General features: G+C 63.9%; 14 protein-coding genes. 3 read left to right on the top strand and 11 right to left on the bottom strand.

Features of this window, described 5'->3' with window-relative positions; genetic code table 11:
* Positions 1 to 46: 46 nt before the first annotated feature.
* The 7 genes from treY to glgB all read right to left on the bottom strand — a co-directional run bounded on the left by treY (position 47) and on the right by glgB (position 15,221).
* Entirely contained in the window at positions 47 to 3,025 is a 2,979-nt protein-coding gene (gene treY / locus C4900_RS08255; protein WP_170132482.1) for a malto-oligosyltrehalose synthase, read from the bottom strand.
* Complete coding sequence (gene treZ / locus C4900_RS08250) at positions 3,022 to 4,896, bottom strand: malto-oligosyltrehalose trehalohydrolase (protein ID WP_065970877.1); 1,875 nt, start codon at positions 4,894 to 4,896, stop codon at positions 3,022 to 3,024. Before treZ ends, treY begins: the two co-directional genes overlap by 4 nt.
* A gap of 32 nt (positions 4,897 to 4,928) precedes the next feature.
* On the bottom strand, positions 4,929 to 7,109 hold the full coding sequence (glgX, locus tag C4900_RS08245) for a glycogen debranching protein GlgX (protein ID WP_065970955.1): 2,181 nt from the start codon (positions 7,107 to 7,109) through the stop codon (positions 4,929 to 4,931).
* A 10-nt stretch (positions 7,110 to 7,119) separates the two neighbouring features.
* The gene (locus C4900_RS08240) at positions 7,120 to 7,821 is read right to left on the bottom strand and encodes a mechanosensitive ion channel family protein (RefSeq protein WP_065970878.1); all 702 of its coding nucleotides are present in this window, start codon (positions 7,819 to 7,821) and stop codon (positions 7,120 to 7,122) included.
* An 88-nt stretch (positions 7,822 to 7,909) separates the two neighbouring features.
* Positions 7,910 to 11,251, bottom strand: coding sequence for a maltose alpha-D-glucosyltransferase (gene treS, locus C4900_RS08235; protein ID WP_065970880.1), 3,342 nt, complete (start codon positions 11,249 to 11,251; stop codon positions 7,910 to 7,912).
* A 7-nt stretch (positions 11,252 to 11,258) separates the two neighbouring features.
* Complete coding sequence (locus C4900_RS08230; protein ID WP_211306840.1) at positions 11,259 to 13,271, bottom strand: alpha-1,4-glucan--maltose-1-phosphate maltosyltransferase; 2,013 nt, start codon at positions 13,269 to 13,271, stop codon at positions 11,259 to 11,261.
* A 3-nt stretch (positions 13,272 to 13,274) separates the two neighbouring features.
* Positions 13,275 to 15,221 (bottom strand): 1,4-alpha-glucan branching protein GlgB, encoded by a 1,947-nt coding sequence (glgB, locus tag C4900_RS08225; protein WP_065970959.1) that lies wholly within the window; start codon positions 15,219 to 15,221, stop codon positions 13,275 to 13,277.
* A 446-nt stretch (positions 15,222 to 15,667) separates the two neighbouring features.
* On the opposite strand from glgB, the gene glgP (C4900_RS08220) reads away from it, so the two are divergent.
* The gene (gene glgP, locus C4900_RS08220; RefSeq protein ID WP_114282929.1) at positions 15,668 to 16,765 is read left to right on the top strand and encodes an alpha-glucan family phosphorylase; all 1,098 of its coding nucleotides are present in this window, start codon (positions 15,668 to 15,670) and stop codon (positions 16,763 to 16,765) included.
* A 39-nt stretch (positions 16,766 to 16,804) separates the two neighbouring features.
* On the opposite strand, the gene C4900_RS08215 is transcribed toward glgP (C4900_RS08220), so the two are convergent.
* Positions 16,805 to 17,500: a DUF4338 domain-containing protein gene (locus C4900_RS08215; protein ID WP_211306838.1), complete on the bottom strand. Its 696-nt coding sequence runs from the start codon at positions 17,498 to 17,500 to the stop codon at positions 16,805 to 16,807.
* Between the two features lie 161 nt (positions 17,501 to 17,661).
* Entirely contained in the window at positions 17,662 to 19,149 is a 1,488-nt protein-coding gene (locus C4900_RS08210) for an IS4 family transposase (protein ID WP_147267127.1), read from the bottom strand.
* 141 nt (positions 19,150 to 19,290) lie between these two features.
* On the opposite strand from C4900_RS08210, the gene glgP (C4900_RS08205) reads away from it, so the two are divergent.
* Positions 19,291 to 20,784, top strand: coding sequence for an alpha-glucan family phosphorylase (glgP, locus tag C4900_RS08205; RefSeq protein ID WP_267896464.1), 1,494 nt, complete (start codon positions 19,291 to 19,293; stop codon positions 20,782 to 20,784).
* Between the two features lie 71 nt (positions 20,785 to 20,855).
* Here glgP (C4900_RS08205) and C4900_RS08200 read toward each other — a convergent pair whose 3' ends face one another.
* The gene (locus tag C4900_RS08200; RefSeq protein ID WP_065970882.1) at positions 20,856 to 22,214 is read right to left on the bottom strand and encodes a sigma-54-dependent transcriptional regulator; all 1,359 of its coding nucleotides are present in this window, start codon (positions 22,212 to 22,214) and stop codon (positions 20,856 to 20,858) included.
* 234 nt (positions 22,215 to 22,448) lie between these two features.
* On the opposite strand from C4900_RS08200, the gene C4900_RS08195 reads away from it, so the two are divergent.
* On the top strand, positions 22,449 to 22,847 hold the full coding sequence (locus C4900_RS08195; RefSeq protein WP_065970883.1) for a DUF4168 domain-containing protein: 399 nt from the start codon (positions 22,449 to 22,451) through the stop codon (positions 22,845 to 22,847).
* Positions 22,848 to 22,954: 107 nt separating this feature from the next.
* Here the strand turns inward: C4900_RS08195 and C4900_RS08190 are convergent, their stop codons facing one another.
* A complete protein-coding gene (locus tag C4900_RS08190) occupies positions 22,955 to 24,145 on the bottom strand; it encodes an acyltransferase family protein (RefSeq protein ID WP_065970885.1) in 1,191 nt (396 codons plus the stop codon).
* Positions 24,146 to 24,321: the final 176 nt, after the last annotated feature.

The raw sequence follows: 24,321 nt of genomic DNA, 5'->3' as shown, positions 1-24,321 counted from the left end.
GGGGCCTTAGGGTATCACGCAGGCCGTCTCCAGGCCCCCGCGACACTCATCCGCGGGCGTCGTCCCGCCCGTTCGTAGGCGCGATCAGGACCGCAATGGGGAAGCGCGCCACGATCGCTTCGAGCTCCCAAAAACCGCTGTCGGCCATGGATGACGTCCCGAGCTCACCTGTCAAGACATCGCGCCATGACGATGGCGCAAGGTCTGCGGGTCGCGGGATGCGTGTCGCGCCCCACACCGCGCGTCCCAGCGGCAGGCGCAGGCCGCCCTCGGTGAGTGCCCAGTAATGGCGGGGCACGACCACGAGCATAGTCGCCTCTTCGTTGCGGCGGACGAAACCCACGATATGCCGGGCATAAGGCCCCTCGGCCTGCAGGGGCTCGTAGTGCCCCTCGGCAAACAGCCGGGGATAGGCGCGCCGCAAATGTAAAAGGCGGCGGGTCAGGTGCATCTTTGCACGCCCGTCCTCGGGGTGCGCAAGCCACGCGGCCAGCAAAGCCGCGCGTCCGGCGGCATCCTCGTCATCGAAGCGCGCGACCTCGGCCAGCATGTGCGCACGGCACTCATAGTCCACCGGGCCCCTATTGTCCGGGTCTACGAGATGAAAGTCCCACAACTCGGTCCCCTGATAGAAGTCCGGGACCCCGGGCACGGTGAGCTTCAGCGCCACCTGACTTAGCGCCGTCCATAGCCCGGTGCGCGCGATCGGGGCGACGAAGGCCGCGAGCGCGGCGAGTGTCTCGCCGTTTGTCACAGGGTCTGTGACGGCGTCTACGAACGCCGCCACGGCGCCCTCGTACTCGGGGGCGGGCTTGACCCAGCTCGTCTCGGCCTTGGCCTCGCGCGCCGCCTTCAGCACATAATCTTTGAGGCGCCCGCGCATGTCGGCCCATGCCTCAGGACTGGGGGTAAGGGGCCAGATACCGATCAGGGTCTGATAAAAGAGATATTCATCGCGCGATGACGGTGCCGTCCCATCTAAGCCCTTGAAGGTCATGTGTCGCGCCTTCAGCCACTGCCCACGCGTGCCCCACGCCTCCGGGATCTCGGACAGGACATGCAATCGCGCGCGCACGTCCTCGCTGCGTTTGCTGTCATGGGTGGAGGTCGCGAGCAGTGTCCCAGGATGATCGCGCAGGCGCTCGATGTTGGCCTCATGGAAGTCCGCGCACGACACCGCAAAACGCGAAGGGTCGCCTCCCACCTCGTTTAGCGACACCATGCGATTATAGCGGTAGAAGAGCGTGTCCTCGAGGCCCTTGGCCATAACCGGACCTGTGTACTGCTGAAACGCCCCCACGAACTCCAGGATCTCGCCACGCTCCTCGGCGGCGCGCGCGTCCAGACCTTCGAGCAGCAACAGGTCATGAATAAAATCGACCGCCGCCGGCTCCACGAGCGCATTACGCTCCTTGGCCTGCGCGCATGCTGCGTCGATCACGGCACGATCCGCCGCACTCACACCGTCTGCCGTCACATAGGTACGGTACACGGGCAGGCACGCCACGATCTCAAAGAGCGCGGTCCTTTGCGCCGATAGCGTAAGATCACGTGTCCGCCGGTCACGCTCGGCGATGCGATCGAGCGCCATCCCCAAGGTATGGATCTCGCTGCCGAGAATGGTGTGCATAATCAGCACCTTGCACTCATAGAGCAGATTTGCGTAGTGGTCATGGGTGCCCACAAACGCCTCATAGGCTGCGTCGATGCCCGTCTCCCCATCGGCATCCACGAGCACGCCGCTCACAAGGCGTGTGAAATCGTAGCCGGTTGTGCCATGGACCGGCCAATCCCCGGGCAACGATTCATCGGCCCCCAGGATCTTCTCTACCACCACATACAAAAGTCCGGGGTCGGTCGCGCCAACCATCCCTTTGGTCCGTCGCCGATCCCGCGCCCAGTCCTGGAGCCTCGCGCAATAGCCGCGCGGGTCGCGCAGCCCGTCAGGGTGATCGATCCTAAGTCCGGTCACATCACCGGCGGCAATCCAGCGGCCGATCAGTTCGTGCGTCGCCGCGAACACCTCGGGGTCTTCCATACGTAGCGCGGCGAGTTCGTTGATATCAAAGAAACGCCGGTAGTTGATCTCGTAGCCGGCGACGCGCCAGAACGCTAGCCGGTAGGCCTGCTGTTCCAAAAGCGCATGCAGGGCGTCGTAGCGGCGTGCGCCTGCGCCCTCATCCCCGTTATAGCGCGCCAGTACCGCCTTCAAGGCCTCAGCGCAGCGCGCATGCCCAGTCACCCACACAGCCATGCGGCTTACGCCCTCTGTGACAAGGCCGACCAACTCGGCGGCTACCGCGCCGTCTGCGATCTGACTCGAGGCGCGCTCGAAAAGCGCGATGAGATCTGATATCTCCTGCCCGATGGCCTCATCGCCGGGGCCCAAACCTTCGACACATTGCGCAACCTCCGCCAGAAGCTGCGGATAGGACGCGGGGCTAAGCGGCAGTAGGTGATCGTAATACCGCACCACGAACCCGCCGTGACCGGCCTCGAAATCGAGCACAATGGCGCCGGCCTCCAGCACCTCGCCATAAGGTCCGCCGAGGATCGGAATGACGATCTTATCCTCGTAGGGCCGCTCGGGCGTCACCCAATCGATATCGAAATAATGCGCGAACCGGGACCGCCTCCCGAGCGCCAGTACGTCCCACCACAAGCGGTTTTCTGGATCGTCGACGCGCATATGGTTTGGGACGACATCGAGGATCTGGTAGAGCCCGTGGGCATTGAGTGTCCGCACGAAGGCCTGCCGCTCGGTCTCGGTGCCGACCTCGGGATTGATGCGTGTATGGTCGACGATATCGTAGCCATGATTGCTGCCGGCGTGGGCCTTGAGGTACGGTGAGGCGTAACAATGGCTGATACCGAGTTCGGCCAGATACGGGACAAGTCGTATGGCATCGCGAAAACCAAAGCCTTTGTGAAACTGCCAGCGGTAGGTGGCGCGCACGGGGTACCCATGATGCGCCCGCCCGAGGGCCGACAATGCCGCGCGCGATGTGCTCGGATGCCGGCTCACGGACCGCCTGCCGTCGTGTCGGCCGCACCCGGCCATAGGCCCCAGCGGACCTCCCAGGGACCGAGCCGCCCCCCGGCCGGCGCGCACGTCTCATAGAGGGTCATGGGCGCGGGACTCATGCGATCCGCAACGACTGCATCCGCGTCCCCCAGATTCGCGGCGAGATGCAATTGCGCGCCGTCGGCAAAAAGCCAGCCCACGGTCAGGCCACGCGCGCCGAAGCGATTAAAGCCCAAGGTACGCACCTCGCCTGCCGCCAGCCGTGCGCCGATATGGCGCGCACGGGTTGCGAGCAGCTCACGATGGAACGTGAGCCAGTCCCGGCCCGGCGAGCGCTCTGCCTCTGTCCAGTCGAGCCGGCTCTTTATCAATGTTGCGGGATCGTTGGGATCCGGGATGTGGGCGCGACGCGACTCGTCGGCAAACTCAGGGAAGCGCGCGAATTCCCGGCGCCGCCCTTCGGTCACGGCGGAAGCGAGCTCAGGCCCGAAATCACAAAAAAACAGAAACGGCCGGCTGCAGGCAAACTCCTGACCCATGAACAGCAAGGGTGGCGAGGGCGCGAGCAGGAGCACAGCAGTCGCCGCGCGCACCGCCGCAGGCGATGCGAGCGCCGTTATGCGCTCCCCGAAGGCGCGGTTTCCGATCTGGTCATGATTTTGCAGAAATCCCACGAACGCTGTCGGCGACAGTCCGCGCGTCGATTCGCCGCGCACCCCTTCGCGGACCGCCGACCACTCACCCTGGTAGGCAAAGCCCTCGGTCAGGCAGCGACCGAGCCGGCCCGCCGGGTCATCCATGTAATCCGCATAATAGCCATCGCGCTCGCCTGTCAAAAGTACATGCAGGACGTGGTGGATATCGTCGTTCCATTGCGCAGTGAATCCCTGGGGCCCGTCGCTACCATTGAGATGGCCCGCCTCGTTGTTCTCGTTCTCCAAAACCAGATGGATGTGGCGCCCGCAAGCCCGCAGCGGTGCCACGGCCTCGGCGATGGCGGTTAATATCGATTGCGGCGAATCGTCGACAATGGCATGCACGGCATCGAAACGCAGACCGTCGCAATGGTACTCGTGAAGCCAGTAGCGCGCGTTGGCGGTAAAGTAGGCACGTACCGTAACGCTGCCCGGTCCATCGAAGTTTATGGCATCGCCCCACGGTGTACGATGACGCGAGGTAAAAAACTCGGGGGCATAGACGCCGAGATAGTTTCCATCCGGGCCGAAGTGGTTATAAACGACATCGACGAACACCATGAGCCCAAGACCGTGGGCGGCGGCGATCAGGGCCTTCAGGTCCTCGGGGCGACCATAACGGCTGTCGGGGGCAAACGGCAACACACCGTCATAGCCCCAGTTGGCGCGCCCCGGGAAATCGGCGAGCGGCATGAGCTCTATGGCCGTCACCCCAAGCGTGGCCAGTCGCGGCAGGAGCGCCATGGCACCTGCGAAGGTTCCTTCGGGACTAAAGGTGCCGACATGAAGCTCGTAGACCACTACCTCGCCCCACGGACGCCCACGCCACCCCCCATCACTCCACGCAAAGGCGTGCGCATCCACCACCTCGCTTGGACCATGCACATCTCGCGGCTGAAAGCGCGATGCCGGGTCCGGGACGTGCAGGCCGCCATCGATGCGGTAACGATACAGGCTTCCCGGGCGCGCCTGTCCGCTCGTGACCTGAAACCAGCCGCCCTCCAAGGCGTCCATGGGGACCACCACCCCCTCATCCTCCAGCACCACGTCGACCTGGCGCGCCGCCGGGGCCCACAACCGGAACCGTACCCCGTCCTCGACGCACTCGGCCCCGAAGCCCAGGGGTTCGTGACGCCTCGCCACCCCCGGAGTACGCGTGTCCTCGTGAACCGTCATGACGCCTCCCGAACGAATGCTGCCATTGCCACTCAGTGCCCAAGCCCCATGCGCCGATCCGGGGTCGCTTCGCGCAACAGCACAAGCGAGCGCCCTTGCAGGGGATAAACACCGCTTGTGATCACCGCCCCCGTGGCGCGCGCCGGGACGCTATAGCTGGTATCGATATCCACCTGCCACCCCTGGGTCCTATAGGGGGGCAGCGCAAACGGGATCTCCTCGTGATGCGCGTTCAATAACCACAGGAAATCGACATCCCCTATCATGCGCCCCCGGTCGTCGAACTCCTCCAGCCCCTCGCCGGCCAGGAACAACCCGAGACAGCGGGCAAAGCTCTGGCGCCACTCCTCATCGTTCATCTCGGTCGCGTCAGGCTTCAACCAAGTGATGTCCTTGATATCGCTGCCGTGGATACGCCGGCCCTGAAAAAACGAACGTCGGCGGAATACCTTATGGTTTTGCTTGATGCGGATCACATGCTGGACGAACCGCAAGAAATCGTGGTCCTCCGGTGTCAGCTCCCAGTTCACCCAATTGATCGGGTCGTCATGGCAATAGGCGTTGTTGTTGCCGCGTTGCGTGCGCCCGATCTCATCGCCGGCAAGGATCATCGGGACCCCCTGCGACAGCAGCAGGGTTGCAATCATGTTGCGCTTCTGGCGCGCGCGCAGGGCGCGTATGGCAGGGTCGTCCGTAGGTCCTTCGGCCCCACAATTCCATGACAGGTTGGTGTCGGTACCGTCGCGGTTGTCCTCGCCATTGGCCTCGTTGTGCTTGTCGTTGTAGCTCACCAGATCCTCGAGGGTGAAGCCGTCGTGCGCGGTCACAAAATTGATCGAGGCATAGGGATTGCGGCCGCCATGCCCATAGAGATCACTTGAACCCGTCAGCCTGTAGGCGAGCTCGCCGATGACCCCACCCTCCCCCTTCCAGTAGGCGCGCACCACGTCGCGGTACTTGCCGTTCCACTCAGTCCAGCCCACCGGAAAGTTGCCGACCTGGTAACCGCCTTCGCCGAGGTCCCAAGGCTCTGCAATGAGCTTGACCTGCGAGAGCACCGGATCCTGGTGGATGATATCGAAAAACGCCGACAACCGGTTCACGTCGTGCAGCTCGCGCGCCAAGGTCGAGGCGAGATCGAAGCGAAAACCATCGACATGCATCTCCAGGACCCAATAACGCAGTGAGTCCATGATGAGCTGCAAGACACGCGGATGGAGCATGTTCAGCGTGTTGCCACAGCCCGTGAAGTCCATGTAATAACGTGCGTCCTCGGACGACAGGCGGTAATAGGAGAGGTTGTCTATGCCCCTGAACGACAGCGTCGGGCCCATGTGGTTGCCCTCGGCCGTATGGTTGTATACGACATCGAGAATGACCTCTATCCCGTTTGAATGAAACGCCTTCACCATCGTCTTGAACTCGGATATCTGGCCGCTCGCCGAATAACGCGCATCGGGTGCAAAGAACCCGATCGAATTGTAGCCCCAGTAGTTGCGCAGCCCGCGCTCGACCAGATGACGATCGTCTATGAAGGCGTGCACCGGCATGAGCTCGACGGCGGTGATGCCAAGCGACTTCAGGTATTCGATGACGCGCGCCGATCCGAGGCCGGCATAGGTACCGCGCAAGTCCTGGGGTATGAGCGGGTGCAGCCAAGTGAAGCCCTTCACGTGCAGCTCATAGATGATGGTGTCATGCCAGGGCGTGCGCAAAAGCCGGTCGTCGCCCCAGCTGAATGCCGATTCCACGACCCGCGCCTTGGGCATGAATGGCGCGTTGTTGGCGCGATCGAACGACAGGTCCTCGAGCTTGTGGCCGACACGGTAGGCAAAATGCGCATTGCTCCAGCGCAACTCGCCGGCAATGGCCTTGGCATATGGGTCTAGGAGCAGCTTATGGCCATTGAAGCGATGGCCATGGCGCGGGTCGTAGGGCCCATAGACCCGATAGCCATAGAGCCAGCCCGGCCGCGCCTCCGGCAGGTAGCAGTGCCACACCTGATCGGTCTGCCAGCGCACCGGGATGCGCGCAGTCTCGTGACGTCCGTCCTCGGTGAACAAACACAGTTCCACCCCTTCGGCATGTTCGGAAAAGAGTGCGAAGTTGACGCCTTCGCCGTCCCAGGTGGTACCCAAAGGATAGGGCCGTCCAGGCCAGACCGCATGGCGGCCTGCAGCCCGTGGTCCGGTGGTCCGACGCTCTTCGCTCATTGCCTCATCCTCACCGCCGATCCAGCCCTTCGCCGATACCCTGTGGACGCTCGCGCGGCCAATCGCGTTCCAGTACATGCGCCGCCCAACGTCGGCCCCCAAGGCCAAAGGCGAGGGCTGCCGCGAGCGTCACTCCACCAAGCAGGATGAGAAACGAGTCACGTATGAGCCTCTGGCCTATGTGTAACTCGCCCAATACCATGAGTATCACAAATGCGATCACGATCGAGCGCATCAGGCGCCCAAGGAGCGGGGCATCGGCAAGCCCCAGTTCATTTCCGTACAACGTCACCGATTGCGCCACGAAACGCGCGAAGTACAAACCGGCCGTGAGCATCAGGAGCGCGACCATAAGGCGCGGGATATAGAGCGCGATGCGCGTGGTCACGGCCGCGCCCGCCGACAGGCCGGCGATATCGAGGGCCCATACCATGGCGATCAGGATCGCGAGCGCCGCCACCAGCATCCCCATGAGACCGGTGGTGTCGGTCCCGGCACCGCCTGCCGCTAACAATCCGTCGAGTCCGGCGCGCTCCGTCACAATATGAAAATTCATGGCGCGCAGCGTCTTCGTGGCCACGAACCGCAGAAAGCGGGCCGCCAACCACCCGCCGCCAAGAATACCGAGCGCAATAAGAATAGGCGGCAACCACCGCTGCCACTGCCAGACGATCGCTGGCAGGGGCGCGAGCGCCGCGTGTAGGATAGTCATGATGTCAGCCTCCTTCTCCGTATGAATCGCCCAACGCCCCGTCCCGGACAGCCCCCCAGGGGCGCCGACCTCAGGCGTTTTTGTGAATCTACGCGCCCGACGAACCCTGCGCCACGGCCTCACGGTCAAGCTCCTGCAAAAGGCCCTGCAGGGGAATCGCAAGTGCCTGGGGGCGGTTATTCATCTCGTAACGCAGTTCATAAAAGGCCTTCTCGAGGATGAAGAGCCGCAACCAATCCGCAGCCTCGTCAAAGCCGCCCCAGAGGCTGGTGGCCTCCATAGCCGCGGCATAGGAGGCGATGAACGCCGCGACCGTGGCCTGCTCCCAGATGCGGGCGTGAGGCAGTAACGTCGCCCTATGCTCGGATTGCCCGGCGGCGACACGATCAAGCGCCGTATAGAGGGCATAGCTGAACGACCGTAGCATGCCCGCGACATCGCGTAGCGGTGTATGCTTGCGTCGGCGCTCGTGAAGCGGCCGCCCGGGCTCGCCCTCGAAATCGGTGATCGCGAAATCGTTTTGCTGGAGCAGGACCTGCCCTAGGTGGTAATCCCCATGGTAGCGGATCTTTTGTCCCACGGTCGGGGCAGCCAGTGCGGCGCGTGCAAGAAACGTCTCGCGACCGGCGAGCACGGCCTTGGCGTCATCCTGGACCTCGGGCGGGAGGGCGGCAAGCCGCGCGGAGAGCATATCGAAGGTCTCCTCCATCTCGGCGCGCACCCCCGCGACCCAGCGCGCACCATCGTCTGGGGTGAGCGGTTCGGGATCGAAGGCCGGATCGCCGTAAGGCGTGGCCAGGGCCTGATGCATCTGCGCGGTGCGCAAAGCGAGCGTGCGCACGAGCGCGAGATAGCCGCCATGCACCTCCTCACTGCCTCCCGCCGGGGCCGCGCCATGCAGGCACAGTTCGAGATGGTTGTCGAGATAGTTCAGGGTATAGTCCCAACCATCCCCCTGGTTCTCGACATAGGCCTGGAGCAGCGCAAGCGTGATGACACCACCTGCAGCCGGCCTATACTCGAGGGTCCCGAGCACCGGCACGGTATGGCGAAAGCCTGCCACGTCGCATAAAAACCGGCCCATCTCGACCTCCGGGTTGATACCCTCCTGCAATCGCCGATAGCCCTTCAAGAACAACCGCTCGCCGATCGCCACCGCCGTGTTGCTGCTGTGCGTATTGGGATGGCGGACCGCCTCGTCTGCGGCCACCGGCTGCTCAAGCGTACCCGCCGCCACGCCCTGCACGACGCCGCCCTCACCCGCAAAGGCCAGTCCCTCGCGCATCACAGCGACAAGTCCGCGGCAAAAAGCGTCGTCGGCAAAGGCATCGCCCAAGATGCCAAGCGTCGCCTGTTGGCGTACGCGCGCCATGGCAAGCGGCAAAACCGTGCGCATGCGCGCCTCGCTATCGCTCTCCCACAGCAGCGATACCGGCACGAAATAGCGACCCGCGGACGCCCCCTCACTCGATTCCACCACGTCTGCGATCATGAAGAAAAACTGGCCGTCGGGCCCCGCCCATTCGGCGGTCTCGGTCATGGCGACCCGCTTTGGGACCACGCCCTTCTCGGCATACCAACGCTGCGCCATCACAAAGCGTGGCAAGGCATCGCGTTCCCACTGCTCACGGACGCGGTCGGCCATGGCCATACGCCACGGCACCACGCGCTCGCGAAACAGGCTGCGCCATCCGTCGAACAGCACGAGCAGCGGCAGTTCCTCGGGGGGTAGGCGCTCCTCGTGCCAGGCCGGAACTTCCCCTCCGGCGGCGAGCCGGAACCAATAGAAGCCATGGCCGTGGAGGGTCAAAAGATAGGGCAGGTCACCGATCGGCGGAAACGGCGTCCGACCCATGAGCTCGATCGGCACGCGCCCCTTGTAGGCCGACAGATCGAGCTCCACGGGCTGCGCGGAGTGCGACAGATTGGCGACACACAGGATCGTCTCATCGCCATAGGTGCGCACATAGGCGAGGATCTTGCGGTTGCCGGGCTCCAGGAACTCAAGCGCGCCCCGCCCGAACACCTTCGTGCTCTTGCGGATCGCGAGCATGCGCCGCGTCCAATTCAACAAAGACGAGGGGTCGCGCGCCTGCGCCTCGACATTCACCGCGCCATAACCATAAATGGGGTCCATGATCGGCGGCAAAAACAGGCGTTGCGGGTCAGCGCGCGAGAAGCCGGCGTTGCGGTCCGGGCTCCACTGCATGGGTGTACGAACACCGTTGCGGTCGCCTAAGTAAATATTGTCACCCATGCCAATCTCGTCGCCGTAGTAGATGATCGGCGATCCTGGCATCGACAAAAGCAGGCTATTCATGAGCCGGATCTTGTCAAAATCATTGTCCATGAGCGGCGCGAGCCGGCGGCGTATCCCAAGATTGAGGCGCGCCTTCCGGTCGGCAGCGTACATCTGGTACATATAGTCACGCTCATTGTTCGTGACCATCTCCAGGGTGAGTTCGTCGTGGTTGCGCAGAAAGATCGCCCATTGGCAGGTCTCGGGGATGTCCGGCGTCTGCTTCATGATCTCGACGATCGGATGCCGGTCCTCCTGGGCGATGGCCATATACATTCGCGGCATGAGCGGAAAGTGATAGGCCATATGGCACTCATCCCCCGCGCCGAAGTAGTCGCGCACATCCTCCGGCCACTGATTGGCCTCGGCAAGTAACATACGATTCTCGTAGCGCTGGTCGATCACCGAGCGCATGTAGCGCACCACTGCGTGGGTCTCCGGCAGGTTCTCGTTGCTCGTCCCTTCGCGCACGCACAGATAGGGGATGGCGTCGAGCCGCAGGCCGTCGACGCCCAGGCCGAGCCAAAACTCCATGACCCGCACCACCGCCTTCACGACATGGGGATTGTTGTGGTTCAGGTCCGGCTGATGGAAAAAGAAGCGATGCCAGTAGTAGGCCTGGGCGACATCATCCCATGCCCAGTTCGACTTCTCGCTGTCTGTGAATATGATGCGCGTATCCTCGAACTTCTTGGCGGTGTCGCTCCACACATAGAAGTTGCGCTTGGGTGAACCCGCAGGGGCCTGGCGCGCCGCCTGAAACCAGGGGTGCTGGTCGGAGGTATGGTTTATGACAAGCTCGGTGATGACGCGCAACCCCCGTTCATGGGCGGCACGCACGAACTGCAGGAAATCGCGACGCGTCCCATAGTCGGGGTGGACATTGCGGTAATCGGCGATGTCATACCCGTCGTCGTGCATGGGGGACGGATAGAAAGGCAGGACCCACAAGGTATCGACGCCCAGGTCCTGTAGATAATCGAGCTTCTCGGTGAGCCCCGCGAAATCACCGATACCATCGCCATTGCCGTCGAAGAAGGCACGTACATGCAATTCATAGATGACTGCGTCTTTGTACCAGAGCGGATCATTCGAAATCCGCGATTCCTCGCTTCTTGTTTTTTTGTGCATGGATTACCTAAGAGTAGTAATCGAAGTCGTGCTCGGTGCCGACATAGCTGCGCGGGCGGAATATGTGCGCCGGCATCTGCTCGGGCGCGAGTTCCACGTAATGGCGACCACCGCTCCACAGATAGCGCGCATCCGACAGGAGATCATGCATCTGCACTGCGCGGTCGTTGCAAGCGCCGGCGATTTGTGCCGGCCACTCGAGCCATCCGGACTGACGGTGATAGGGGTCGAGATTCACCACCACGAGAATGACCGAAGCGCCGTCTCCGGAGGTCTTGCTGTAGGCAATCAGGTTGTCGTTATCGATGGCATGGAACACGAGATGGCAATCGGCCATGAGCGCCGGATGTGCGTGGCGTATAGTGTTGATGCGCGTGATGATCGCCTGCAGGCTGTCGGGCCGGGCGACATCCCAGTCACGCTGCTCGTACTTCTCGGAGTCCCGGTACTCCTCGCTGCCCGGCTCGCGCGGTACCGATTCCATGAGCTCGAAGGCCGGCCCATAGATGCCATAATTGGCGCTCAGGGTCGCGGCCAGCACCAGGCGGGCGATGAACGCCGCGCGCGGCGCGTGTTGCAGGTAGGGCGGCAGGATGTCAGGGGTGTTCGGCCAGACATGGGGCCGGAAATACTCACGGCCAGGTCCATGCATGAGCTCGGTGAAGTATGCGATCAGTTCGTGCTTGCTGTTGCGCCACGTGAAATAGGTATACGAATGCGTGAACCCGAGCTTGGCGAGTCTGTGCATCACCTTGGGGCGCGTGAAGGCCTCGGCCAGAAACAGGACATCGGGGTACTCGGCGCGCACCGCGCCTATGAGCCATTCCCAGAAGGCAAAGGCCTTAGTATGGGGGTTGTCGACCCGGAAGATGCGCACTCCGGCGTCGATCCAGAACAAGACGATGCCTTTCAATTCCTGCCAAAGGGCTTGCCAGTCCTCGGTCTCGAAGTCCAGTGGGTAGATGTCCTGGTATTTCTTGGGGGGGTTCTCGGCGTACTGGATGCTACCGTCCGGGCGGTGACGGAACCACTGCGGGTGCTCGGTCACATACGGGTGGTCAGGGGCACACTGAAAGGCGATGTCGAGCGCGACGGCGAGCCCGAGCCGTTCGGCCTGCGCACAGAATGCCCGGAAATCCGCGAGCGTACCCAGGGTGGGGGCCACGCTCTTGTGGCCACCCTCAGCGCTGCCGATCGCCCACGGACTGCCGACATCCGCGGGACCGCAGCTTGCGGTATTATTCGGACCCTTGCGGCGCTCCGTCCCGATCGGTGATATCGGTGGCAAGTACACGACATCGAAACCCATGGCCGCCACATGCGCCAGGATCGGACCGGCATCGCGCAATCGTCCGCCGGCGGACCCCCACCGCGAACGCGGAAAGAATTCATACCAGGCCGCAGCGCGCGCGCTCTCGGGGTCCACACGCACCGCCAGTTCCTGTCCCCACGCCGTCTCATGCGCGGGTTGCGAAAACCGGTAGACCCGCTCGACCAGGACCTCGTCTAACAGCGCCGCGCGCTTGTCGGCGGAAGACGCCTGACCCTCGAGCAGCGCCTGTACGACGCGCAACGGACGTGCTTCACGCGCCGGCGCACGCTCCGCGGCGGCCGCAATCAGGAGTGCAGCCTGCTGAAACACCAGGACCAGATCCGGGTCGTCTGCCGGCCGCCGCGCGAGTTCCTGGGTAAGCGATCCGAAGCGGTCGATATGGGCGCGTACCGTATAGTGATAGACACCGAGCTCGGCGACCACAAAGCGTCCCTGATAGCGATCATTGCCAAGCGCTGTCATGCGCGTCGTGCCCACCGTGCGGCCGCCTGGTTTGCGTACGCACAACACACAGGCCACGGCGTCGTGACCATCGGCAAACACATCGGCCTCCACGATTACGGTGTCGCCGATCACCCGCTTTATGGGGAAGCGCCCGCAGTCGACCACCGGGCTCACCGCCTCGATCACCACCCGATACCGGCCATCGGCTGGCAGGGGCGGCCCCTTGCCCAGACGCCGCGCCACGGCCTAGTTACCCGACCCCGGCCGTGGTGGGGCCTTGAACACGAGTACCGCAAGGGGCGGCAACACGAGATTCAGGGACTGCAACGCGCCGTGCGCGGCTACCGGGGCGGTGGCAAGCCCCCCGAGGTTGCCCTGCCCACTGCCGCCGTAGATCGTGGCATCGGTGTTCAGGATCTCCTGCCAGAGCCCTGGCCACATCACCCCCAGGCGGTAGTTGTGGCGCGGCAGGGGCGTAAAATTGGCGACTACCAGCAACGGCTCGGCGGCGGGCTCGGCGAAGCGGTAGAAACTGATGACGCTCTGCTCCCAGTCCCCGGTGTCCAGCCACCGGAAGCCTGCGGGCTCGGTGTCGGCCCGGTGCAACGCCGGCTCCCCGCGGTACAGGGTGTTCAGATCACGTACCAGACGCTGGATGCCGCGGTGCGGCTCATAATCGAGAAGATGCCAGTCGAGGCTGTCTTCGTGGGCCCACTCCCGCCACTGGGCGAACTCCGCCCCCATGAACAGCAGCTTTTTGCCGGGGTGACAGAACATGTAGGCAAACAGTACGCGCAGATTGGCGAATCGCTGCCAGTCATCGCCCGGCATCTTGGCAATCAGCGAGCGTTTGCCATAGACCACCTCGTCATGGGAAAGCGGCAGCACGAAGTTTTCCTGAAAGGCGTACCACAGGCTGAACGTAAGCTGCCCCTGGTGGTGCTTGCGGTAGACGGGGTCCTTTTCCATGTAATCGAGCGTGTCGTGCATCCAGCCCATATTCCATTTATAGCCAAACCCGAGCCCCCCGGCATAGACCGGCCGTGACACCTGGGGCCAGGCGGTAGACTCCTCGGCTATGGTCTGCGTGTCGGGATAATGCCGGTACACAGCCTCGTTCAGCTCCTGCAAAAACTGGATCGCCTCCTCGTTCTCCCGGCCACCGTGGGCATTCGGGATCCACTCCCCCGGCGCGCGCGCATAATCGCGATACAGCATGGAGGCCACGCCATCGACGCGCAGACCGTCTATGTGAAACCTGTCGAGCCAGTAAAGCGCACTCGAGACCAATATCGAGCGCACCTCGTGGCGGCCATAGTTGAATAGGCTCGAGTGCCATTCCGGATGATAGCCGCGCCGCGGGTCGGCATGCTCGAAAAGATGCGTGCCGTCGAAAAACCCGAGGCCGTGAAGATCCGTCGGAAAGTGCGACGGCACCCAGTCGAGGATCACGCCGATACCCTGGCAATGCAGGGCATCTATGAGGTACATGAGGTCCTCGGGCGCGCCAAAACGCGCGGTGGGCGCGAAATACCCCGTAGTCTGATAGCCCCATGAACCATAGAAAGGATGTTCGGTAAGCGGCATGAATTCGACATGGGTAAAGCCCATGTCCGCGACATAGGACGGCAATATCGAAGCCAGTTCGCGGTAACTGAGCCAGCGCCCGCCCTGCTCGGGCACGCGCCGCCAGGATCCGGCATGCATCTCGTAGATGCTCACCGGCGCGGTCAGCGCCATGCGCTCGCCGCGTCTTGCCATCCACGCCGCATCCTGCCAGGCATAACTGCCATCGCATACCACCGACGCCGTACGCGGCGGCAGCTCACCACGAAATGCGAACGGGTCGGCCTTCTCCACTTCATAGCCGCTGTCACGCGCGACGATGTGATATTTATAGAGCGCCCCGGGACTGATCCCGGCGATGAACCCCGCCCACAGACCCGATCCATCGTCGCGGACCTTGAGCGGATGGGCATCCTTTCGCCACCCGTTAAAATCGCCGATTACTGACACCGATTGCGCATTGGGCGCCCATACCGCGAAATGCACACCGGTATCGGCCGCGACTCGTACCGGGTGCGCGCCGAGCTTCTCGTAGAGCCGCACATGCCGCCCCTCGCGGAAGAGATAGATATCCTCCGGACTAAACCATGCGTCCGTACTGCCGCTCGCCGCCCTGCCGCCTGGCATGCACTGCCCTCCCTTGCCGAAGTCCGCGCGCCCGGAACGCACAATCTGCACCATTTCTCCGGTCATGTTACGGGCCATGCCCGTCCATGACAAGTAGCGAAACGTCCGCAGCCCATCCCCCTCAGGGCCGGTAAGCATCATCTTTTCGATGCCCATAGGATGGTCATGAGCACCAGGGCGGGTCGGTCCGAGATGCGGTCGCCGTCAGGCACAAGACGCGCACAGACGCGGTGATCGGTATTTATGCACCAAGCCGGGTCCGCCAAAGGCGCCTGCCATCGGCGACAGTTGTATGATACGAGTGCGATATTTCGTGTCCGCGCAAGCGCTAAGCTTCTTGTCGCGTTACACGGTTAAGGGCCATGCGCCACCTGTGGCATAATACCTGCAGGCCAGTCTGAACGAATCAGGTCACCTACCCCAACGATCACACAAAAGGTCATCACGTGCCCGGTACCCGTTATCCCCTGGAAGTCCAGCCGCTCATTCCGCAAAGATTGGCGCGCCTCACAGAGCTCGCAGCTGACCTTCTCTACAGCTGGAACCGATCCATCCGCGCGCTGTTCGTGCGCCTCGACCCGAGACTCTGGGAGCAGTGCGGGCGCAACCCCAAACTCATGCTGCGCCGTGTCGCGCAATCGCGGCTCGACGAGGCCGCGGCGGATCCGCTGTTTCTGGAGGAGTATCAGCGCGCCCTGTCCATATACGACACCTACCACGCCGTGCGCCTGTCCTCCAAACGGACGGACATCGACCCGCGGACCGATCTTGTCGCCTACTTTTGCGCCGAATTCGGTCTCCACGAGAGCCTGCAGATCTACTCCGGCGGCCTTGGCATACTGGCCGGCGACCACTGCAAGGCGGCAAGCGACCTGGGCCTCCCGTTCGTCGCCGTGGGTCTCCTGTACCGGCAGGGGTACTTCACCCAGACCATAGACGCGCAGGGTAACCAGATCGTCGGCACCGCGCCGGCCTTGCTCGCTGATCTCCCGGTGACGCCGGTGTGCGACCATGAGGGGCATGAGCTGCGGGTGTCGGTCACCCTTCCCGGGGGCCTTGTGGCACTTAAGGTGTGGCGCGTGGCGGCCGGGCGCATCCGCCTCTATCTGCTCGACAGCGATGTCCCAGAAAACACTAGCGCCGACCGTGGCATCACCTGCCAACTCTACGGTGGCGACCGCGACACCCGGTTGCGTCAGGAGATCGTCCTGGGCATAGGCGGCGTACGCGCGCTGCGCGCGTTGGGTCTTGCGCCCACCGTCTGGCATATCAACGAGGGCCACCCCGCCTTCCAGATCATAGAGCGTATCCGCGAACTCACGACCCAAGGCCAGGATTTCGACAGCGCCATGGAGGTCGTGGCGGCCGGCACGGTGTTCACCACCCATACACCCGTACCTGCCGGCCATGACATCTTCGACCAGGAACTGTTCGGGCGCTACCTCGAACCCTATGTCGCCGATCTTGGGATCACCCTGGATGAACTGAAGTCTTTGGGATCGAGCCCTTTCTATTACACACATCTTTCTGTCAACAAAGCATGAGGCATCGATGAATATCGATAGGTAATCGAATGGCCTGTCTTATGCGTTGCAGAGATGCCGGCGAAAGTCCCGCACGAGCGGATAGATCCAGATACTTTTGACGGGCTTTGCGTGGCGATGCAAGACGTCGAGCTTACCGCGCCCTTGAGTATCCCCAAGGTTTTGCCAGTTGGCCGCCTTGTAGCAGGTACCGGTAAAGCGCGGCTTCTCGACGAAGGTTTCGAGCAGAACCGGGCGATAGCTGTAGCGGGCGTGCCAGTCGTCGGGGAGTCGGCGGCTGACCAAGGCCAGGATCCGTGAGGCCAAGTTTGGGCAATGGATCCACGGCAGAATAAGGAAACGGGCATTGTTGACGATCAGGTGCAGATTGCGTTGCCGCTGATCGACCGTCCAGCCGATGGCCTGATCGCGGGGCTTGACCTTCCAGGCGCTGGCCCCGAAGCCCAGGGCCGCGACGATCTGGCCTTGGGCGCGTACGAAGTAGCGCAGTTGCGCCCCGGGCATGAGGGTATGCCCGAGGTAGTGGTGGCGTTCGATATAGGCGTTCCACAGCCGCGATTCGGCTCTGCCGAGGACCGGATCAATGGTGAGCGTAGCGAGATCGATGGCCGGGATGACGGCGGGTTCGCAAACCGCCTGTTCGATGTCCGGATAGGACCGGTAGGTGACGGGCTTGGGGTTGCGCGGCGGGGGCAGTGTGATCAGCCCATCGGCGTGCATGCGGTTGAGGGCCACGCGACAGCTCATATCCTTCAGAGCGCCATTTTCCCGGCGCCATCCGAGCCTCTCACAGACTTCCCGGGATAAACGAGCACGGTTCATCTGGGGGTCGTGAGCCACTCGCGGATCAGCGCGATCTCGGCTGGTGTAAACTCTCGTCCGCAGTAGCGCATCGTTCAGCTCGAGTCGCGCGGGCTGAGGACATGTTTATGGGCACGCAGTGTCTCGACCGTCTCGTAAAGACTCGTCCAGCCGCGCCAGAGCACGGTGACGCCGGGTTCGCCATCCCCCTTGCGGCCCAAGTGGCCGCCGAGCCGGCCCAGCATGCGCACCATGTCGCGCAGCGTCGGGGCAGGACCTGCGGGGGGCAATGCCCGCGTGACGCGGATATGCAGCGCTTCGACCTCCTCCTCGGAGAACACCTCGGTGGCCGGCCGATCCGGGTGCGCGCGGGCCAGGTAGGTCACATGCATCAGGCGCACGCCGATGATGCTGAAAAGCGTCAGATAGCGCTTGAGGCGCAAGGCCTCCTCGAGCAGGCAGTCCTCGACCTTGCAGCCGGATTTGAGCACCTTATGCCAGATCTCGATGCCCCAGCGCCGCCCATACCACCGCACCTTCTCGGTGGCGGACGCGAAGTCTTTGACGATGAGATTTGTGAGCAACACCCAGCTGATCGGCTCCACCCCGGCCGGCGGGGACGACTCGGTCGCCCCGATCAGGGTGACGGTCACAGGCTCGCTGGAGCCGGACGTCTGGGCCGCCCCACGGCGCGGTGGGGGCTGGATCGTGACCTCGGCTGTGCGCACCTCGATCGCCGCCGTGCGCGCCTTACGACTGCCGTTGCCAGGAACCTCAATCGTCATGCTCCCCCATGCCGGGGCATCGCTCAACGCCTCGAGCATCCGCGTGCAGCCCGCGCTGTCTTCGGGCACGAGCTTGCGGTCGGTGCGCGCGCGGATGAGATAGTGCGCCTGCAGGTCCTGGGCGCGTGTCAAGAACTCGAAGAAGTCCGATTCGCGGTCGGCCACGGTGACGACCGGCACGCCCGCGGGCGCCCGCTCGACCGTCTCTTTGAGCGCAATAAGCCATTTCGCGCTCTCTTTTTCCTCGATCGCCGTGACCTGCAGGCGCTCGATCTTCTCCTGATAGTCTTCCTCCGGGATCTCCCCGCGCGCCCAGATGCTTTGGCTCACGATCCCGAGCGGCACGCCCGAGGTGGTGAAGGCCAGTGCGTTATGCATGATGAGGCCCCGGTCATGCGCGGCGTTGCTCTTGCCAATCGGTCCGAGGCCCCGAGTCCTGACGTGCCGGCCGTAGGAGAAGAAGACCGTGTCCTGCATCACCAGCACCGCACCCCCGCAGCCGGCCATGCGCGCGGCCGTCGCTTCCCAATGGGGTTTGAGGATCCCCGCCGCGCTCGCCTTGGCATTATTGAACAGCCGATACGCCGCTTGCGTACTGGCCCAATTGCCGCACGCTTCATTGATCGGCGAGCCGGGAGATTGGGCGAGATATTCCGCAGTTTTCACCAAGCGACGATCCAGGCGTTTATCGGAGAGGTCGGCGCGGGCAAACTCTTGTCTCACCCACTCGACCGACTCTGTGCCGGCCTCCATGATCGCCCGCACATCCGGATCCCCACAACGCCTCGACTTTTGCACGCCGTCCGCCTGTCCTTGTCGCACGCCGCGACAACCGCCACCTTACGCAATCTCGGCGCGTGTGTCCAGCACTTTCGTTAGGCGCGTCAAACAATCAGAGAAAATCGCCAAAGATGTGTGCAATAGAAAGGATCGAGCCCTATAAGTCAGGGTGGATTCAACATGACCGCCTTCGCCCTGCGCGCATCGCGTCTGCACAATGGCGTAAGTCGCATCCACGGCGGGGTCGCCTCGCGTATGGAGGCCTACGTCTGGCCGCAGATCCCATGGATGGAAAACCCCGTCGGGTATGTGACCAACGGCGTGCATGTGGCAACCTTTCTTGCCCACGAATGGAGCAGCTTGTTCGACGTACGCTTTGGCAGCGAGTGGCGCAACAAGCTCACCGAGGCCGACTACTGGGCGCGCATCGACACCATTCCTGACCACAGCTACTGGAGCGTCCACCAGTCCCTGAAGGGCGCGATGCTGGAGGCTGTACAAAAGCGCGTCACCCGCCAACATCGGCGGAACGGGGCAGGTGAGGGCGTGATCCGGCGACTTACGCGGCAACTGGAGCCCGACGCCAAGACACCGCTTGTCATAGGCTTTGCGCGGCGCTTTGCGACCTACAAACGCGCCGGCCTGCTGTTCGAGGACCCCAAGCGGCTCGCGCGCCTTTTGAACGACCCAGATCGGCCGGTGCTGCTGCTCTTTGCCGGCAAGGCCCACCCTCATGACCACCCGGGTCAAAACCTGATCCGCCTGATCCACGAGTTCTCACGCAGCCCGGAATTCGAGGGCAAGGTTATCCTGATCGAGGGCTACGATCTCGCGCTCGCGCGAAGGCTCGTGACCGGCGTCGATGTCTGGCTGAACACCCCGGAGTATCCCCTGGAGGCGAGCGGCACATCGGGACAAAAGGCTGCCATCAACGGCGTCGTGAATCTGAGCGTCCTTGATGGCTGGTGGGGTGAAGGCTATGCCGGCGACAACGGTTGGGGCATCTGTCCGCACAAGGGTCCGATCGACAACGATCAGCGCACCCGAGAGGAGAGCGCGGAGGTGCTGGATATCCTGGAGCAGCAGGTCGTGCCTCTCTATTTCAATGCCGCCGAGCACGGCTATTCCCGATCGTGGATCGCCATGTCCAAAGCGGCGATGCGGCGCGCCATGCCGGTCTTCAATGCCGAACGCATGGTGCTCGAATACGCGCGCGACTATTATCGCAAGGCCGCCGGCCATGCGCGGCAGCTGGCGGCCGACGAGGCCGCGGGAGGGCGCGCGCTGGCACGCTGGAAGCGGCAGGTGAGCAGCGCCTGGAGCGGGGTGCGTCTCGAGCGCGGCCAGGACATCCCTGAAGCGGTCAAGGTTGGCGAATCCCTGCACCTTACGGTACTCGTCCACGGCAACGGCCTGCGCCCGGACGACCTCATCGTCGAATGCCTGTTCGAGTCCAGCGACGACCTAGGCGAGGTGCTGCTCCGCGATCAGGCGCCGTTCGTGGCAGACGGCGTCGATGGCGAGGGGCGCCTCGTCTTTCGTCTCGACCACGAGCCCCGGACATCGGGATTCCAGACGCTTCGTATCCGCGCCTACCCCTACCACGCCCTGCTCGCCCATCGTTTCGAGCTCGGCTGCATGGTGTGGTTATAGTCGCCGGCGTGATCGGCCCACCTGCATCCCCGGTTTGGAACCGCCGGGGATGGGGCAGGCGTGTATCCCGGTCACGATGGCGTAAGCCAGCGATAGAGCGTGCGTCGCTCGATCCCGAGGATACGCGCCGCCGCCCGCTTATTGCCACGCACCCGCCGCAGGACCTCGTGCACGTAGGCGCGCTTGCATTCCTCCAGGGTCACGAGATCGCTCGTGCCGGCCTGGTCGGGGGGCGTGGCGCACGCCACCGGACCCTGCGCCCGACCATCGGGACGACACACGCGCTCGGGCAGATCCCAGACACCGATGCGCGGGCCACGCGCAAACGCCGCCGCCGACTGGACGATGTTGCGAAGCTCGCGGACATTGCCCGGGAAGGCATAGCCGTGCAGCACATGCAAGGCCTCGGTCTCGAAACCGTCTACGGCACTACCCATCTCCGTATGGCACGCGCGCAGGAAGTGCCGCGCCAAGACTGTGATGTCATCACATCGACCGGCGAGGCCCGGCAGGCTCACAGTCAGCACATCAAGGCGATACAAGAGGTCATCGCGAAAACGCCCGCGCGCGGCCGCCAGCGCCAGGTTTCGGTGGGTGGCGGCGACGATACGCACATCCACCTGATGCTCGCGCACCGCCCCCACCGGCCGCATCCACCCGCCCTCGAGGGCGCGCAGAAGCTTGGCCTGGGCAACCAGGGGCATCTCCCCGATCTCGTCTAGAAACAAGGTCCCACCGTGGGCTGCGGCAAACAGCCCCTCGCGGCTGCGATTCGCGCCGCTGAAGGCCCCGGCGGTATAACCGAAAAATTCGCTCTCCCACAAAGACTCGGGTACCCCTCCGCAATTGACGGCTACGAAGGGGCCCTTGCGGCGCGCACTCTCACCATGGATCGCGCGTGCCGCAAGCTCCTTGCCGGTGCCGCTCGGCCCACTCAGCAGTACCGGCACATCGACACGCGCGGCGCGTACCAGGCGCTCGATCAGCGCCCGCATATCCGTGCCACATCCGAGCATTCCGTGAAACCGCAGGACGTCCGGTACGGGCGGCGACGATCGACGCGCGCCGGCCGCAGACAAGCCCAGCGCCTCGTGGGCCTGGACAACGGCCGCCGGCAGGGCGGCACCCTCGGCACGACGCGGGCCCCCGTCGTGCCCATCGCCCGCAACCGGCGCCGCGGGCCGCGGCGACAGCATCATGAACGCCGGTGGCCTTGCCGCGGCGCGTATCCCCGCACACAAGGCCATGCTGCCGACCTCCCATGGCAGGCCGCTCACCACCAGATCCGCCGGCCAGCGCGGCAGGAGCGCCAAGGCATCATGGGCGCTCGCCGCCGTCTGCACCACGGCGCCGGCGTCCGACAGTCCCTGCTCTAGCTGCGTACGCGCGATATCACTCTCATCCACTATCAGGATCTTTGATCCTTGCATGCCTCCTCCCCCCTGGCACCACGCCCACGACCTGTGGCATGACGCCTCTGTATTACCGCCTCATGTGTCGTTTCGACACAGGCGCGCACCGAAAGTGTCGCGCTCGGCGACCACCGCGCACCCGCGTCCCGGCGCACAACCGCGCCCCTCACCCCGCAGACGGCGGCAGACGGGGCGGCTGGCACGGGCATTGCACTCCCTGGGCGAGCCAATCAATCGAGGAAAGACATCACGATGGAGTCATCCCGAACCGCCCTGCGCCTCGCCCTGACGACCGCGATCACACTCGCCTCCGCAAGCGCGTTTGCCGCCACCCAGGCGCCCGCTGCCGCCACCGCGCATATGCCGCCGCCGGGGGCCACGGCCATGCCGCGCATCGGCCACACGACCCTGAAACACTTCGTGACCGCCATTCGTCATGTCTCGCAGATCCGCGCCGCCTACGCCAAAAAGTTGCAGGCGATGAAGGGGCAGCCGGGCGCGGCCCGCGGGATCCAGGTGCGCGCGCAGCAGTCCATGATCGCCGCCATCAAGGGGCAGCACCTCACTCTGCCGCAATACAACAACCTCGTCCGGCAGGTCGACGCCGACCCCACACTGCGGGCCCGCGTGCTGCACATGCTGCGCCAGTAGTCACAAGGCCGTGGCGCCCCACGGGCGCCACGGCCCTTCTTTCCTATCTTTTTGCCCGCGCCGCGTCCCAGCAACAGTTGCGTGCGCGCGACCCATGCCGGCTGCCTCTAATCCGATGAGGCGGAGACCCCGGTCCGGCGCACCGTCACCCCCTCTCCCAAGGCCCGCGCCATGCGCGCGGCCGGTCGCTCCAGCCAGCGGTAGGCCATATCGGCCGTCAATAGCGTGGCCACGAAGGTGCCCGCCAGCAAGGGCGCGAGAGCGATATGTCCATAGAACAAATGGAGCGCCGCGAGAAGCACGAGCGGGTGAAAGAGGTAGAGACTGTAGGATATGCGCCCGAGATACTGGAAGACGCGGTGGTCGAGCAGCGCCTTGACGGCGGGTTCATAGGCGATCACCACGAGTCCCAGGGCGGCCCCCATCATGGTCGGCCAGTCGTGGACCAACATGCGGTGATCGCCGAGCACAGCCAGGGTGCGCGATCCGTAAAAATAGAGCGCGAAGGCCAGCACCCCAAGGATGAGTCGCCGTCCCGATGATAGCGTAAGATAACGCCTCTTCACCGCATCCCTGTGACAGGCGAGCAGGGCGCCCAACGCAAACGGCGCGAGATAATAGACCGTATCGCTATAGGCGGTAAGCCCTCCGCCCATGACCGTCGCCGCCCACGCCCCGCCCGCAGCCGATGCCGCGCCGCGCACGAAGATAGTCGCGACGGCCAGGGCCGCAAAGGGCAGCCAGGCCACGGTCCACGCCGACCGCCTCACCCACACGACGATCAGCGGAAAGATGAGCGAGACCCGCATCTCCTGCACGAGCGTCCAGATCGTGAAGTCGTAGCGATCCGAATTGAAGGCATCCACGAAACCGGCGTGCTCCCAGAGTGAGCTTACATTCGGCGACCAGGACCAGAACTTGTTGATCCACGGGCCCAGCCCCGGCAACGGTCCGGTATACAGGAAGGCGGCGCCCAGGATGCCGAGAATCACCGCCCCGGCGTAGGGCAGATAAAGGCGCACGACGCGCTTTTTGAGATAGGCGCCATAGCTCAGACCGCCACGCTCCCACATGATGTAGAGCACATAGCCGCTCAATACAAAGAAAAAGACCACCGCCGCGCGGCCCGCCCAGGCCAGTCCAAGCGGGGTATAAGACAGCCATTGCAGGGTATGATAAGCGTGCGCATAGCGGCGTCGGCCGGCATCGGCCAGGACCAGCACATAGTGCGACAAGACCACCGACACGGCCGCGAGTCCGCGCGTGGCATCCAGTGATCTGACCCGCCCATCCGCCAACGCAGTCCCCCGTGCCCCAACGCCACGCCCGCCCCTTGCCGACGCCTACCTCTGTGTAGAGGGCCGTAGACCTCAGCAGTTCCCGTCGTACGCCGATCAATCCGGCACCGTAGGTGGTGGGTAACAGGTACGGCCTGGGTGCGATGCGCCACGATCATGGCGCTGCGACCGACATC

This window comes from Acidiferrobacter thiooxydans, assembly GCF_003333315.1.
Taxonomy (GTDB): Bacteria; Pseudomonadota; Gammaproteobacteria; order Acidiferrobacterales; family Acidiferrobacteraceae; genus Acidiferrobacter; species Acidiferrobacter thiooxydans.
The sequence above is the reverse complement of the archived record's forward strand: the minus strand, read 5'-3'. Positions and strand labels throughout refer to the sequence as shown.

What these genes read in the sequence shown, in the direction of transcription:
- glgX (WP_065970955.1), bottom strand. Translation starts at nt 7,109, where the DNA reads ATGAGCGAAGAGCGTCGGACCACCGGACCACGGGCTGCAGGCCGCCAT.
- treZ (WP_065970877.1), bottom strand. Translation starts at nt 4,896, where the DNA reads ATGACGGTTCACGAGGACACGCGTACTCCGGGGGTGGCGAGGCGTCAC.
- C4900_RS08195 (WP_065970883.1), top strand. Translation starts at nt 22,449, where the DNA reads ATGGAGTCATCCCGAACCGCCCTGCGCCTCGCCCTGACGACCGCGATC.
- treS (WP_065970880.1), bottom strand. Translation starts at nt 11,251, where the DNA reads ATGCACAAAAAAACAAGAAGCGAGGAATCGCGGATTTCGAATGATCCG.
- C4900_RS08240 (WP_065970878.1), bottom strand. Translation starts at nt 7,821, where the DNA reads ATGACTATCCTACACGCGGCGCTCGCGCCCCTGCCAGCGATCGTCTGG.
- glgB (WP_065970959.1), bottom strand. Translation starts at nt 15,221, where the DNA reads ATGCCAGGCGGCAGGGCGGCGAGCGGCAGTACGGACGCATGGTTTAGT.
- C4900_RS08200 (WP_065970882.1), bottom strand. Translation starts at nt 22,214, where the DNA reads ATGCAAGGATCAAAGATCCTGATAGTGGATGAGAGTGATATCGCGCGT.